The sequence below is a fragment of the Pseudomonas sp. 5Ae-yellow genome (assembly GCF_014077575.1).
GTDB classification, from domain to species: Bacteria; Pseudomonadota; Gammaproteobacteria; order Pseudomonadales; family Pseudomonadaceae; genus Halopseudomonas; species Halopseudomonas neustonica.
This window is the reverse complement of sequence record NZ_JACGWE010000010.1, coordinates 94,455-108,550: the sequence shown is the minus strand read 5'-3', so window position 1 is coordinate 108,550 and position 14,096 is coordinate 94,455. Positions and strand designations below refer to the sequence as shown.

Here is a 14,096-nt window from a genome sequence, read left to right as displayed (position 1 = left end):
CGGGGCGTTTTATTTACTTCATGGTGGGCATGGCGAATTCGGCGTCTGCGCGAATGCCGGTTGGCCAGCGTGAGGTAATGGCTTTGCGCTTGGTGTAGAAGCGCACGCCATCTGGGCCGTGCATGTGCAGAGGACCAAACAGTGAGCGCTTCCAGCCGCCGAAGCTGTGGAAGGCCATAGGAACCGGGATCGGCACATTGACGCCGACCATGCCTACCTGAATTTCATTGCAGAACTGGCGAGCGCAGTCACCGTCACGGGTGAAGATGGCGGTGCCGTTGCCAAACTCGTGGTCGTTGATCAGTTTTACTGCGCTGGCGTAATCGGGTACGCGGACAACGCACAGAACCGGGCCAAAAATCTCTTCCTGGTAGATCACCATGTCGGCGGTGACATTGTCGAACAGGCAGCCACCGATGAAGTAGCCCTGCTCGTGACCTGCGACCACTGCATCGCGACCATCAACCACCAATTTTGCGCCTTCGGCGACACCTTGGTCGACATAGCCCTTGACCTTGTCGCGGTGCGCGGCAGATACCAGCGGACCCATTTCCATACCGGCATCCATACCGTTGCCGATTTTCAGCTCTCTGATCTTGGGCTCCAGCGCGGCAATCAGCTTGTCGCCGACATCACCGACCGCGACCGCGACGGAGATGGCCATGCAACGCTCGCCGGCGCTACCGTAGGCGGCACCCATGAGTGCGTTTACTGTCTGGTTGATGTCCGCATCGGGCATGACCACCATATGGTTCTTGGCGCCGCCCAGTGCTTGTACGCGCTTGCCATGGGCACAGCCAGTGGCATAAATGTATTCAGCGATTGGCGTGGAGCCAACGAAGCTGACGGCTTGTACGTCGGGGTGCGTCAGCAGTACGTCGACCGCTTCCTTGTCACCGTTGACCACGTTGAATACGCCGTTCGGCAGTCCCGCTTCGGTCAGTAGCTCGGCCAGACGCATAGGGACGCTCGGGTCTTTCTCGGACGGCTTCATGATGAAGGTGTTGCCGCAGGCGATGGCGATGGGGAACATCCACATGGGGACCATAGCCGGAAAGTTGAACGGCGCAATACCGGCAACCACACCGAGCGCCTGGTTCAGTGACCATGCATCGACGCCACCACCAACCTGTTCGCTGTGTTCACCTTTGAGCAGGTGCGGGATGCCACAGGCAAACTCGACCACTTCGATGCCGCGCGTGAGCTCGCCCTTGGCGTCATCGAATACCTTGCCGTGCTCGCGGGTGATCAGTTCGGCCAGCTCGTCGGCGTGGGCTTCGAGCAGAGCCTTGTATTTGAACAGCACGCGCGCGCGGTTTAGCGGCGTGGTAGCAGCCCAGGCGGGGAAGGCCGCCTTGGCATTGGCAATGGCGTGTTCTACTTCGCTGGCGCTGGCAAGCGAGACTTCGCCGCGTTGTTGCCCGGTAGCGGGGTCAAAGGTGGCCTGGGTGCGCGCGCTGGCAGCGCTGCGCTGGCCGTTGATGTAATGGGTCAATTGCAGTGTCATTGAAAGTCACCAGAAGTTGTAAGTGAATGCCCGGCCGTTAGCCGGGCGATTAAATAAGGGGAATAAGGGGTCAGGCGGTCTGCTTGATGACCTTGCTGACAATCTCGATCAGACGGTCCAGATCCTGCTTTTCTGCGATCAGCGGCGGTGACATGGCCAGAATGTCACCGGTGCAGCGAATCATTGCGCCGTGCCAGAAGCAGCTATCGAATACTTCATAACCACGCGCACCCGGCGCACCCTCGCGGCTTGACAAGTGGATGGCGCCGACCAGACCGGTATTACGAATATCGATCACGTTGGGCAGGTCTTTGAGGCCATGGAGCAATTCGGCCCAGTAGCTCTCCAGTTCGGCAGCGCGGGTCAACAGACCGTCACGGGCGTAGATGTCCAGCGTTGCCATTGCCGCCGCAGCGGCGACTGGGTGACCGGAGTAGGTGTAGCCGTGGAAAAACTCAATGGCACCCGGCGGGCCCTGCATGAAGGCGTCGTGAATGGCATTGCTGACAAAGACCGCACCCATGGGGATGGCGCCGTTGGTCAGACCCTTGGCAGTAGTCATGATGTCGGGCGTGACATCCCAGCGCTGCGCAGCAAAGGGTGCGCCGACACGGCCATAGCCGGTGATCACTTCGTCAAAAATCAGCAGGATGCCATGTTTGGTAGTGATCTCACGCAGCCGCTTCAGGTAGCCCTTGGGTGGCAATATCACCCCGGCAGAGCCTGACATCGGCTCGACGATTACCGCGGCGATATTTTCTGCGCCGTGCAAGGTAACCAGCGCTTCGAGTGCATCCGCGCGCTCCATGCCAAACTGCGGTAGCCCTTGGGTGAAGGCGTTGCGTTCCAGGTCCAGGGTGTGCGGCAGGTGATCGACACCGGGTATCAATGCGCCGAAAGCCTTGCGGTTATTGACCATGCCGCCGACTGAAATGCCGCCGAAGCCAACGCCGTGGTAGCCCAGCTCACGGCCGATCAGGCGGGTACGGGTGCCTTGGCCAATAGCGCGTTGGTAGGCGAGGGCAATTTTTAGCGCGGTATCGACCGACTCTGATCCGGAGTTGGTGTAGAACACCCGATCCAGGCCAGCAGGTGCCAGCTCGACCAGTCGTTCGGCCAGTTGGAATGGCAGCGGATGGCCCATCTGGAAAGTGGGAGCATAGTCCATGGTATGGATTTGTTTGCTCACCGCCTCAGCGATCTCGCGACGGCCATGGCCAGCGTTGCAGCACCAGAGGCCAGATGTGCCATCGATTACCTGACGGCCTTCCACGTCGGTATAGAACATGCCCTCGGCGCTGGTCAGCAGACGCGGACGTGCCTTGAACTGTCTATTGGCGGTAAAAGGCATCCAGAACGGATCGAGACTGAGATCCTGCTGGGCAGACGGGGGTTGTTGCATGCTGTTCATGTGACCTTCCTGGCGGGTGCCGTTGGACATGGTGGGTGCGGGCAGCCTTTGGTGGCGATGTAAGTCGTAACTTGGGCAAAGTCTATGTCAAAAATAACAAACGAAAAAGGGGGTATTAAAAGAAATTGGCCGGTATCTGATGGGTTTCGTGTCAAATATATTGAATTTTAAATCGTGCCTTATTACTGTGGCCGACATTGCCCGTCCATTTTTTCGGACACCCAAGTGTGGTGTTCTTCACAGAGGTCACTGTCATGTCAGCATCTTTAAGCCGTCAGGATTGGGAGCAGCGCGCTGCCGCCCTGCAGATTCAGGGGCAGGCGTTTGTTGCCGGCCAGTATCAAGGCGCCGCCAGCGGCGAGACGTTTGAGTGTGTATCGCCGATCGATGGCCGCGTGTTGGCGCAGGTTGCCAGTTGTGATCAGGCCGACGCCGATCAGGCTGTCGCCAACGCCCGTGCCGTGTTTGACAGCGGTGTCTGGTCGCGTCAGGCGCCAGCCAAGCGCAAGAGGGTGATGCAGCGTTTTGCCAATCTGCTCGACCAGCACTGTGAAGAGCTGGCGCTGCTGGAAACCCTCGATATGGGCAAGCCGATTGGTGACTCGACGACCGTGGACATTCCCGGCGCGGCTAACTCGATTCGTTGGTCCGCTGAGGCGATCGATAAGGTATATGACGAAGTTGCACCCACTGCGCACGATGAGCTGGGCTTGATTACCCGCGAGCCGATCGGCGTGGTGGCGGCTATTGTGCCCTGGAATTTTCCGCTGCTGATGGCGAGCTGGAAACTCGGCCCGGCCTTGGCCACTGGCAACTCGGTGATACTCAAGCCCTCCGAGAAATCCCCGCTGACGGCCATCCGTATCGCCGCGCTGGCGCTCGAAGCCGGTATTCCGGCAGGCGTGCTTAACGTCTTGCCGGGCTATGGTCATACCGTGGGCAAGGCGCTGGCGCTGCATATGGATGTTGATACCATCGTCTTTACCGGCTCAACGCGCGTGGCCAAGCAGCTGATGATTTACGCCGGTGAATCCAACATGAAGCGCGTTTGGCTGGAGGCCGGTGGCAAGAGCCCGAATGTGGTCTTCGCTGACGCGCCGGACCTGGATGCCGCAGCAGAGGCCGCTGCCAGCGCAATTGCCTTTAATCAGGGCGAAGTCTGTACCGCCGGTTCGCGTTTGCTGGTAGAGGCGTCAATCAAGGATGCCTTTGTCGAGAAGGTCGCTGCTGCGCTGAAAGCCAACTGGGCACCGGGCCATCCGCTGGACCCCAATACCGCTGTTGGCGCCTTGGTGGACACGACCCAAATCGAGACCGTGCTGCGCTATATCGAAGCCGGTCGCGAGGACGGCGCCAAACTGGTTATGGGCGGCAACCGGGTGATGGAAGAAACCGGCGGTCTGTTTGTTGAGCCGACTATTTTTGCCGATGTAAAAAACAGTATGCGCATCGCCCGCGAAGAAATCTTTGGGCCGGTACTGTCGGTGATTAGCTTCACTGACTTTGATGAGGCGATGAGTATTGCCAACGACACCATCTATGGTCTGGCGGCAGCGGTCTGGACGGCGGATCTTTCCAAGGCGCATCGCGCCGCCCGGGCATTGCGTGCCGGCAGCGTATGGGTCAATCAGTACGATGGCGGCGACATGACGGCGCCCTTCGGTGGTTTCAAACAGTCGGGTAACGGCCGCGACAAGTCGCTGCACGCCTTTGATAAGTACACCGAGCTGAAGTCGACCTGGATCAAGCTTTAAGTAGCGGCAAGCGGCAAATCTCGAGCCACAAGCCACAAGCTACAAGTCGCAAGCTAGAAGCTAGAAGCTAGATGCGGCGGTCAGTTTTTGCTCTTGGGTGTGCGGCTGGCCGTCGTTTTTTGTTTTTTTCGGACTCATTTATGAATTGGAAGGCCTACGGCATCGTAACGGCGGCAGTGGTAATTGTCGGGCTGGCGCTTGGCGTTACCTTGCCGCTGGTTTCCTTGCGTCTGCACGAATGGGGTTACAGCACCTTTGCCATTGGTGTTATGGCGGGTATGCCGGCAGTCGGTATTGTGTTGGGCGCGAAACTCACCGGACGGCTGGCGGGGCAACTCGGCTCGGAGAATGCCCTGCGCCTGGTTATGGCCTGCAGTGCGGTCTCTGTCGTGCTGCTGGCGGTTTGGCCGAGCTATGCGGTCTGGCTGTTGTTGCGTCTGGTGCTGGGTATCTCATTGACCGTCACCTTCGTGATCGGCGAAAGCTGGATCAATCAATTGGTAGTCGATCGTCTGCGTGGACGGCTGGTTGCGGTATACGGCAGCGCGTTCGCGCTTAGTCAATTGTGCGGTCCGCTGCTGCTTGGTTTTATCGGTACTGAAGGTGATGGCGGTTTCTGGCTGGCGACAGCGTTGCTGGTTGGCGGCGTCGGCCTGCTGTTCTGCGTATCTGGTGCCCCGGTGGTTGATGCCGCCGCTGGCGCCGGACGTGGCCTTCGTCAGTTTGTTCGCAGCATGCCAGCGATTGCCTGGGCCATGGTGTTGTTCGCTGGCTTTGAAACCATGACGCTAACGCTGCTGCCGGTCTATTTGATTCGCGAGGGATTCGCCCAGCAGCTGGCGCTGATAATGGTCAGTACTGTGGTCGTGGGTGATGCCATATTGCAGGTGCCGATTGGCTGGTTGGCTGATAAGTTCTCGCGCACGGCGCTGTTTAAATTCTGTGGTGTGATCTTGCTGCTGAGTAGCCTGGCAATGCCTTTTGTGCTGCATACAGTGTTGATCTGGCCGGTGCTGGTGCTCTTTGGGTCGAGCGCTGGTGGTCTGTATACCTTATCGATAATTCTGGTGGGTCAGCGCTTTCGTGACGATGCTCTGGTGCGCGCCAACGCCCATATCGCCATGCTCTGGGGGCTAGGCTGCCTGCTCGGGCCAGTCGCTACTGGCGCGGCCAGTCAGTGGCTCAATACTCATGCTTTGCCCATGATGATGGCTATTGCCGCCTTGGTGTTTGTGGTACTCGCCTGGCGGCGCGGCGCTTTTGCTGCAGTGGCGGTGGATCAGGCGGGGCTGGAGCAGGATACGTTGCCCCGTCGGGCCGATTAGCCCTTTTTGGGTGGGCAGCGGACGCAAGGGAAGCGCATCCGGCTAACCAGACCTGCTGCCAGGCGCCGCTCGATGTTGCGCGGTACCTGGCCGATTGCGGAGCCTTGATTGAAACAAGGGTCGGTATCGCGGGACGATCAGTCCCAGCGATACTGCAAACCAACGCCCACCAACCAGTTCCGCTCCGGTGCTGGCTCGTAGTAACGAGACACTGCCCCGTTGACGATCAGTGAGCCTATGTACTGCTTGTCGGCCAGGTTGTCGATGCGCGCAAAAGGCTCCAGGGCCCAACTGCCCAGTTCCTGTCGGTAGCCGGCGCGCCAGTTGAAAACGGCATAGCCAGGCGCTTTGGACTGGTTGTCATCGGTGGCGTAACGCTGGCTCAGGCTTTGCGCTTCCAATGCGGTGCTAAAGCCGTTTGATGGTGCCCACTCCAGCTCGGCGTAAAGGCTGTGGCGCGGTACGCCGGGCAGGTAATTACCGGAATAATCTTGACCATCGCTATGGATATACTCGTCGAACTTAGCTTCCAGGTAGGTGTACGCTAAATAAGCATTAAAACCGTAGGCAAGGCGTTGTTCTAAGGCGAATTCCAAGCCTTGTCGGTTTGACTGTCCCGCGTTTGCATAAGTAGAGCGGCCTACGTTGTCTTGGAGCGCGCCAGTGACGATTTCATCTTCGACACGTGTATAAAATACCGCGGCATCTAATCGGGTATTGCCGTGGCGAAATTTTAAACCGGCCTCGGCATTGCGCGACTCGCTGGGCTGCAGGTCGAAATTCAAACCGCTTCCGCTAGGGCGGTAGGCGAGTTCCTGGAAGGTCGGCGTTTCAAAGCCTTGTCCGGCCGCAGCATATAAAGTGAGAGCTGGGCTCCATTGATAGCTGATGCCCAGCGCTGGTGTGGTTTGTTGGTAATCAACGCTACCGCTGTCATCACTCCCATCGCTGAGGAAATCGTCTTCAGACTCAAACTCTACCCGGCTGTGTCTAAAGCCAGCGGTTAGGCTCCATTGGTTGGTCAACGCCCAAGTGCTGATCAGATAGGCTTCTTTGCTGTCGACCCGGTTGAACTCGTCACGTTTAAGATCGCCCTTGTCGTCGCCGTTGTTGGCGAAGCCCTTGCGACCCTCTCCTTGGTAGCCGTAAGTCAGACCTGCGGCCAGCTCTACTGGCAGGTTGAACAATTCGGTCTGACGTTGCCACCCCAGCTCACCACCGCCGAACTTTCGGTCTAGTTCGATTACGCCACCTCCCTGCGACGACCCTCCGCCGGTGAACCCAAGGTACTGTTGTACATCCCTTTGGCCGCCGTAAATCATCACTGTAAGTTGGTCGTCATTGGTTAGGCGCCGCTGATAATTGAGGCCAATCTGCTCGTGCTGGACGGATTTTCGTGTATCGAACGCTACTGCGGCTCCTCCAGGCTGACGTCGATCTTCTTTCAAAGATTCTTCTGTAAGCCCTAACGGGTCCTGTGTCTCAGGCTGATCAAGACTATTGAGCAGCAGCGTCAGACTGGAGGCATCGTCGATGTCCCAGCCCAGGCGCAAATTGGCCATGTCGCGCTGCGCTTTACTGTGATCGCGATAGCCATCGGTTTCCAGTCGGGACACGTTGGCGTTGATGCTGAGGTCGCCATGCTGGCCGCCGTACTTCAAGCGTGAACGCCAGAGGTTGTCGCTACCAATGGCGCTGCGGCTGTCGAGTGTTGGATGTAGCGGAGCTGCCTCGGTGAAGCCCTGAATGATTCCGCCTGACGCATTGCCATAAAGGGCGCTCAGCGGACCACGCAGCACATCGAAGTATTGCATGCCGTCGAGGTCAAAGAGCGCTGGCTGGCCTTGGCCGTCCGGCATGGTCAGCGGAATGCCATCCTGAATCAAGCGCACGCCACGCACGCCGAACTGGGCGCGCGCGCCGAAGCCGCGAGAGGATATCTGCACGTCTTGCGCGTAGTTCTGACGATTCAGCGCGAGTATGCCAGGCGAGCGTTGCAGCGACTCGGAGAGATTGGCACCCAGGCTGTAAGGGCTAATCTGATCGCTGTCGATATGACTGCTGGCGGACGGCAATCGGTCGTTGGCTGCCGCTGGATCTGTGCCAAGTATGGTCTGGGTGGGTAGCTTCAGGCTGCTCTCAGCAGCGCTGACGTGGCCGGCGAGCGTGGCCAGAATAGCGGCGACGGTGGCGGTGCGATGGGTCATGTGATTTCGCTTTTGGTTAAGGCGATTGTAGGAGCGAAGCGATGTTCTGTGGCTGCAGTCTAGCAGTGTGTTGCTTGTGTCAGTAGCGGGAAAGACCGCGCATACCGCATGGTTAATTCTTTAGAAAAATGCGCAACAACCAGTAAAGAATTTTCACTGGCAAGATAATTACTTTGAAGTAAAAATAAAATACGTGTAATAATCTACGATATTGCGATGCTTTTTTGTCTTTAATTGCCGCTAAAGCGGCGTGCAGCGGCTTTGCAGAAAATGCATCTAGTTACTACTGTAATATTTAGGCTTTGTGTCAAAATGCTGCCTGTTTTTACGGCGCTGGCCGGGAGTTTTTTATGCACATGATGCACGATTTATATCTGGCGCTGCGCCGTTTACAGCGAGCCAGTGAGATTCACGCCAAACGACTTGGTCGCCACAGCGGGCTAACACCTATTCAGCTGTTGATCCTGCACAGTATCAAGGCGATGGGTGAAAGTACTCTGGGTGACTTGGCTAAACAGGTCAGCGTGTCGCAAGCGACCTTGAGCACCATCATCGACCGGCTGGAAAATCGCGAGTTGCTGCAGCGTATTCGTAGTAAAAGTGACAAGCGCAAAGTCCACTTGGCACTCAGTGAAAAAGGCGTGGCTGTGATTCAGGCTGAGCCTGCACTGCTGCCGTCGCCTTTCCTTGATCGTTTTGGCAAACTCGCTGATTGGGAGCAACTTATGTTGTTGGCCAGTTTGCAGCGTGTGGCAGGTCTGTTGGAGGACGGTCAAAGTACGCCTACCGAGCTCTTCGAGGGCGAAACGGCGGCCTGATCCTGGTGTTCTCGGCCTGCTTTCTTGCAGGCCGTTCACCTGACCGTATCCTTCTGTATTGCTTTATTCCCTTCTCGCTGTTTTTTCTCATCCGGGGTATTGCCTGATCGCAGCGCTGCGCATAGCATGTTTGAAATTTCAAACATCGATGTTTTAAATGCGTTACGCATGCTCGATTTTCGCTCTAGATGAGGACTTATTAAATGGAACTACACTGCCCCGAGCTTTTTCGCCAACAAGCCTTTGTTAATGGTAGCTGGTGCGAGGCCGACAGCGGTGCTCGAACCGAGATATTCAATCCGGCCAATGGCGAGCGTTTGGGCAGTGTGCCGAATATGGGGGCGGCGGAGACGCGACGCGCTATTGAAGCCGCGCAGCAGGCGCAACAGGCTTGGCGTGAGCGCACGGCCAAAGAACGCGCGCAGGTGCTGCGCAAATGGTTCGAGCTGATGCTGCAGCATCAAGAGGATCTGGCGCGCATCATGACCGCTGAGCAGGGCAAACCGCTGACCGAAGCCCGAGGTGAAGTCGCCTATGCTGCCTCTTTTCTGGAGTGGTTTGGTGAAGAAGCCAAGCGCATCTATGGCGATGTCATCCCAGGCCATCAGGCGGACAAGCGCATTCTCGTGCAAAAAGAGCCGGTTGGTGTCACTGCTGCGATTACGCCCTGGAACTTCCCTGCTGCAATGATTACTCGTAAGGCCGGCCCGGCGCTGGCAGCTGGCTGCGCTATGGTGCTGAAGCCGGCACCGCAGACGCCTTTCTCTGCGCTGGCATTGGCTTTGCTGGCTGAACAGGCTGGCCTGCCTGCCGGCCTGTTCAGTGTCATTACCGCCGATGTAGACGCCTCACGCGACGTGGGCGGTGAGCTGTGCAGCAACCCTATTGTGCGCAAACTGTCGTTTACCGGCTCGACCGGCGTGGGCATCAAGCTGATGGAGCAGTGTGCACCCAGCCTGAAAAAACTATCGCTGGAGTTGGGTGGTAACGCGCCCTTTATCGTCTTTGATGATGCTGACCTGGACGCCGCCGTTGAAGGCGCGATGATTTCAAAGTACCGCAATGCCGGTCAGACCTGCGTCTGTGCCAATCGCATCTATGTGCAGGATTCGGTCTACGATGCTTTTGCTGAGAAGTTGGCGGCTGCAGTTGCTCAGCTCAAAGTGGGTAATGGTAGCGAGGCTGGTGTGACCACCGGGCCCCTGATTGATGGTAATGCGGTAGACAAGGTGCAGCGGCATCTGGCTGACGCTATTGGCAAGGGCGCTGAGATCCTGGCCGGTGGTAAGCCGCATGCGCTGGGCGGCAACTTTTTTGAACCGACCATTATCACCAACGTCGACAGCAGCATGCTGGTTGCCCGTGAGGAAACCTTCGGCCCGCTGGCGCCGTTGTTCCGCTTCAGCGATGAAGCGGACGTGGTACGTCAGGCCAACGATACCGAGTTTGGCCTCGCTGCTTACTTCTATGCGCGCGATCTGAGCCGGGTATTCCGTGTGGCGGAGCGACTGGAGTACGGCATGGTGGGCATCAATACCGGGCTGATCTCTACCGAGGTAGCGCCCTTTGGCGGCATGAAGTCATCCGGTCTCGGCCGTGAGGGCTCCAAGTACGGCATCGAGGAATACGTTGAGATCAAGTATTTGTGTCTGGGCGGCATCTGAGCCGCTCTAGTTTCGACTTCACGGGAGCCTGACTCCCATTTATGAGTGCGAGGCAGTTATGAGCAAGACGAATGAGTCCTTGATGCAGAGACGCAATGCTGCAGTTGCCCGCGGAGTGAGCCAGATTCATCCGTTGGTTGTTCAACGGGCCGAAAACGCCACTGTGTGGGATGTGGAAGGCCGGCAGTATATCGATTTTGCCGGTGGCATAGCCGTGTTGAATACCGGGCACCGTCACCCCAAGATCATGGATGCGGTGAAGCGACAGATGGAGCAATTCACGCATACCTGCTTTCAGGTGCTGGCGTATGAGCCCTACATCGAACTGTGCGAGAAGCTTAACGAGCTGGTGCCCGGCGACTTCGTGAAGAAGACGCTATTGGTGACCACGGGATCGGAAGCGCTGGAAAATGCGGTGAAGATTGCCCGCGCGGCGACCGGTCGGGCGGGCGTGATTGCCTTCACCGGCGCCTACCACGGCCGCACCATGATGACGCTCTCGATGACCGGCAAGGTGGCGCCCTACTCGGCAGGTATGGGGTTGATGCCGGGCGGCGTTTATCGCGCGCTGTTTCCCTGCCCGCTGCATGGCGTTAGCGATGACGACGCGATTGCGAGCATTGAGCGTATTTTCAAGAACGATGCCCAGCCGCAGGATATCGCCGCGATCGTGATCGAGCCGGTCCAGGGCGAAGGTGGTTTCTATGTTGCCAGTCAGGCATTCATGACCAAGCTGCGTGCGCTATGCGATCTGCACGGTATCCTTTTGGTCGCAGATGAGGTGCAAACTGGCGCCGGACGTACCGGCAGCTTTTTTGCGATGGAGCAAATGGGCGTGGTGGCAGATCTGACTACCTTCGCTAAATCCATTGCTGGTGGCTTCCCGGTAGCGGGTGTCTGTGGTCGTGCCGAGGCAATGGATGCCATCGCACCGGGTGGCCTGGGCGGCACCTATGCGGGTAATCCGTTGGCCTGTGCCGCCGCACTGGCGGTACTCGAGGTCTTTGAAGAAGAGAATCTGCTGGCCCGCAGCCGTACCCTGGGCGAACTGATCAGTGGGCGTTTGCGAGATATCGCCGCGACCGACAAGCGCATTGGTGACGTACGCGGGCTGGGCGCCATGGTGGCCTGCGAACTCTTTACCAGTGATGGTGGCCCGCACGCCGAGCTAACCGCTCAGTTGGTGGTCAAGGCTCGCGAGAAGGGATTGATTCTTTTGTCCTGCGGACAGTACGGCAACGTTATCCGTATCCTGGTGCCACTGACCGCCACCGATGTGGAAGTGCAGGCGGGTATGGATATCATCGCTGACTGCTTTGCTGAGCTGAGCTAGCTTACGACTGATCAGCGGTCTGTCAGAAGGTAGACAGGCCGCTGGCTTCCATAAAGCGATAGAGCCCGTAACGCCAATAGCTATTATCAGCAAAGGCGCTGTAGGGCAGGCTGTGAATGCCGCCATCGCTGTTTCTCCAGGCCTTTTCAAAGCCCGCGCGCATGGCAACTATCTCCGGGTTATCAGCTTGGGTAGTAAGCCGTACGCTGGTTTCCAGATTCAGATCATGCAGGTTACGGCGAGTAAAGTTGGCCGACCCACTGATCACCTCGGTTATCCCCTGGCTGCGCTCCAGCCGAATCCATTTACGATGGCACTGCTCGCCAGTGGTTGCGCACCAGCGCACGGCGACGCCTTGCTCATGCAGGTCCCAGGCAGCCTGCCGGTTTGGGATACCATTTTTCTCACGACCAAAGGCATCTCTGTTGGCATCGAGAATGGCACGCACCTGCACGCCGCGCGCTTGCGCGTCGATCAGCGCCTCAATGACCGGGCGTGAGGACAGATAGAACATCTCCATGTCCAGCTGGTCGCCTGATTGCGCTGACGCTACCAGTTCCAGCAGTGAGCGCTCAATGGCGCCTTCGGTCAGTATCTGAATGTGTGGCAGATCTGGATTACCGGCTGCATCGGGGGCGGTTGGCCAGTCTTCGGCTGCGGTATACCCCGAGACCAGTGCGGCGGCGCGCTCTGTTTGCAACAAATCCAGCGCCGCTGCGCCGCTGAAGACAATGGCACTGTTGTGGTGGCGGCTACTCGCGTCGTGGGGGTTGGCCGAGGTCACCAGCGCGCGCCAGTCGTCGCCGTTGTCGACGATCAGGGTTTTGCGGTGGTTGGCGCGGAAGTTGGCCAGATGCAGATAACTGCGCAGGGTAATTTTGCCCGGACCGACCGGGTTAGGTAACCAGCCACCCTCAGTGTTGTTGCCTAGATAGCTGCAGCACAATTGCCAGATACCGGTCCAGGCCGGGTTTGAAGCAGGCAGTCGGTCTATGTCGGTGAGCACAACATCGACGCCGGCAGCGCGCAGCTGTTCCAGCTCGGGTGCGCGCAGGCCGCCATAGAGAGTATTGAAGGGGTCGGTAATCATGACTACCGGCATATCAGGATGACGTTGCTTGGCGCTGATTAACGCCTTGGTCAGTTGGTCGGACAGCGGGCGGTAGCTGTCTTCACCCGCGAACGCGTTGAACAGGAACATATCGACAACCACCAATCTTCGCGCCTGAGCGATAAGACGAAACGCTTCATCGAATATTTCCTGGTCTACCAGATCGGTGCCTTGCGCGTTCTGATAGGTCTGATCACGCAGTATTTCCAGTCGCTCGGCGGAGCGCACTGGGCCCGTGACGGACAAGCCTTCCGGCATGCTTTGGCAGGAACTGAGTGTGGCGCTCAATGCGACGGCAAGAAGCAGTAACGCTGGGTAGCGGCGGCTGAACGGGCGAGACCTGAACATAATGGCAATAAGTTGTGGCTGAAGAGAAATATAGCCTGGGGCTTACAGCGGGGATACGCAAGGAAAACGGCAGCCGGACACTTAGTTTGCGTGCCCGGCCTGAGACTTAGGAGGCTACGGGGCCTGCAGTCTCACCCTTGGGGTTAGGGCCATAGGCGTTTGCTTGTGGCTCGCCTTCAAAGCACATCAATACCAGGTAGATGATTGAGCCAACAAAGGGGATCAGCGCAATCAATACCCACCAACCACTACGACCCGTGTCGTGAAAGCGGCGCACGGCAACGGCCAAGGACGGAATCAGCGTAGCCAGAACGTAAATGCTGGACAGCAACGCTATTCCCAGCACACCGTCGATAACCGAGAGGACTACGATGGCAATGAAGTGAAACAGGGTGAAATACCAGAATTCGCTACGGCGAGCGCGGCCTTGGAAGACAGCATAGTTCTTGAGAACATCTAGGTACCAGTTCATAGGACTCATGAAACTTTCTTTCCTTTGATTTAGTGTTCGGACTACAAAATACGCCTGAACGCCCGGAAATTGCTCTCCGTTTGACGTCCTGTCTGTAGTTCCTTTCTATACGGTTTATCGAGGCGCTCGACAGCCGGGAGGACGGA

At 57.8% G+C, this 14,096-nt stretch carries 10 protein-coding genes; 5 read left to right on the top strand and 5 right to left on the bottom strand.

Annotated elements, in window-relative coordinates; genetic code table 11:
- Window positions 1–13 precede the first annotated feature (13 nt).
- Together H4J77_RS08790 and H4J77_RS08785 are read right to left on the bottom strand one after the other, a co-directional pair.
- Window positions 14–1,507: a CoA-acylating methylmalonate-semialdehyde dehydrogenase gene (locus tag H4J77_RS08790; RefSeq protein ID WP_123889414.1), complete on the bottom strand. Its 1,494-nt coding sequence runs from the start codon at window positions 1,505–1,507 to the stop codon at window positions 14–16.
- A 70-nt stretch (window positions 1,508–1,577) separates the two neighbouring features.
- On the bottom strand, window positions 1,578–2,909 hold the full coding sequence (locus H4J77_RS08785) for an aspartate aminotransferase family protein (protein ID WP_182247959.1): 1,332 nt from the start codon (window positions 2,907–2,909) through the stop codon (window positions 1,578–1,580).
- A 263-nt stretch (window positions 2,910–3,172) separates the two neighbouring features.
- Here H4J77_RS08785 and H4J77_RS08780 point away from each other — a divergent pair, with 263 nt between their 5' ends.
- Both H4J77_RS08780 and H4J77_RS08775 read left to right on the top strand, forming a co-directional pair.
- On the top strand, window positions 3,173–4,672 hold the full coding sequence (locus tag H4J77_RS08780) for an aldehyde dehydrogenase (RefSeq protein ID WP_182247916.1): 1,500 nt from the start codon (window positions 3,173–3,175) through the stop codon (window positions 4,670–4,672).
- A 140-nt stretch (window positions 4,673–4,812) separates the two neighbouring features.
- Window positions 4,813–5,997, top strand: coding sequence for an MFS transporter (locus H4J77_RS08775; RefSeq protein ID WP_182247914.1), 1,185 nt, complete (start codon window positions 4,813–4,815; stop codon window positions 5,995–5,997).
- A gap of 137 nt (window positions 5,998–6,134) precedes the next feature.
- Here H4J77_RS08775 and H4J77_RS08770 read toward each other — a convergent pair whose 3' ends face one another.
- The gene (locus H4J77_RS08770; protein WP_182247912.1) at window positions 6,135–8,204 is read right to left on the bottom strand and encodes a TonB-dependent receptor; all 2,070 of its coding nucleotides are present in this window, start codon (window positions 8,202–8,204) and stop codon (window positions 6,135–6,137) included.
- Between the two features lie 350 nt (window positions 8,205–8,554).
- Here H4J77_RS08770 and H4J77_RS08765 point away from each other — a divergent pair, with 350 nt between their 5' ends.
- From H4J77_RS08765 to gabT, 3 genes are all read left to right on the top strand, one after another.
- Window positions 8,555–9,022, top strand: coding sequence for a MarR family winged helix-turn-helix transcriptional regulator (locus H4J77_RS08765; protein WP_218565749.1), 468 nt, complete (start codon window positions 8,555–8,557; stop codon window positions 9,020–9,022).
- 203 nt (window positions 9,023–9,225) lie between these two features.
- Window positions 9,226–10,686 (top strand): NADP-dependent succinate-semialdehyde dehydrogenase, encoded by a 1,461-nt coding sequence (gabD, locus tag H4J77_RS08760; RefSeq protein WP_182247910.1) that lies wholly within the window; start codon window positions 9,226–9,228, stop codon window positions 10,684–10,686.
- A 58-nt stretch (window positions 10,687–10,744) separates the two neighbouring features.
- Entirely contained in the window at window positions 10,745–12,019 is a 1,275-nt protein-coding gene (gene gabT / locus H4J77_RS08755; RefSeq protein WP_182247908.1) for a 4-aminobutyrate--2-oxoglutarate transaminase, read from the top strand.
- Between the two features lie 22 nt (window positions 12,020–12,041).
- Here the strand turns inward: gabT and H4J77_RS08750 are convergent, their stop codons facing one another.
- Window positions 12,042–13,478, bottom strand: coding sequence for a phospholipase D-like domain-containing protein (locus H4J77_RS08750; RefSeq protein WP_182247906.1), 1,437 nt, complete (start codon window positions 13,476–13,478; stop codon window positions 12,042–12,044).
- 106 nt (window positions 13,479–13,584) lie between these two features.
- The gene (locus H4J77_RS08745; RefSeq protein WP_235869691.1) at window positions 13,585–13,959 is read right to left on the bottom strand and encodes a DUF805 domain-containing protein; all 375 of its coding nucleotides are present in this window, start codon (window positions 13,957–13,959) and stop codon (window positions 13,585–13,587) included.
- Window positions 13,960–14,096 lie beyond the last annotated feature (137 nt).

Coding starts and splice junctions, on each gene's coding strand:
- H4J77_RS08790 (WP_123889414.1), bottom strand. CDS start 1,507: ATGACACTGCAATTGACCCATTACATCAACGGCCAGCGCAGCGCTGCC.
- H4J77_RS08785 (WP_182247959.1), bottom strand. CDS start 2,909: ATGCAACAACCCCCGTCTGCCCAGCAGGATCTCAGTCTCGATCCGTTC.
- H4J77_RS08780 (WP_182247916.1), top strand. CDS start 3,173: ATGTCAGCATCTTTAAGCCGTCAGGATTGGGAGCAGCGCGCTGCCGCC.
- H4J77_RS08775 (WP_182247914.1), top strand. CDS start 4,813: ATGAATTGGAAGGCCTACGGCATCGTAACGGCGGCAGTGGTAATTGTC.
- H4J77_RS08770 (WP_182247912.1), bottom strand. CDS start 8,204: ATGACCCATCGCACCGCCACCGTCGCCGCTATTCTGGCCACGCTCGCC.
- H4J77_RS08765 (WP_218565749.1), top strand. CDS start 8,555: ATGCACATGATGCACGATTTATATCTGGCGCTGCGCCGTTTACAGCGA.
- gabD (WP_182247910.1), top strand. CDS start 9,226: ATGGAACTACACTGCCCCGAGCTTTTTCGCCAACAAGCCTTTGTTAAT.
- gabT (WP_182247908.1), top strand. CDS start 10,745: ATGAGCAAGACGAATGAGTCCTTGATGCAGAGACGCAATGCTGCAGTT.
- H4J77_RS08750 (WP_182247906.1), bottom strand. CDS start 13,478: ATGTTCAGGTCTCGCCCGTTCAGCCGCCGCTACCCAGCGTTACTGCTT.
- H4J77_RS08745 (WP_235869691.1), bottom strand. CDS start 13,959: ATGAGTCCTATGAACTGGTACCTAGATGTTCTCAAGAACTATGCTGTC.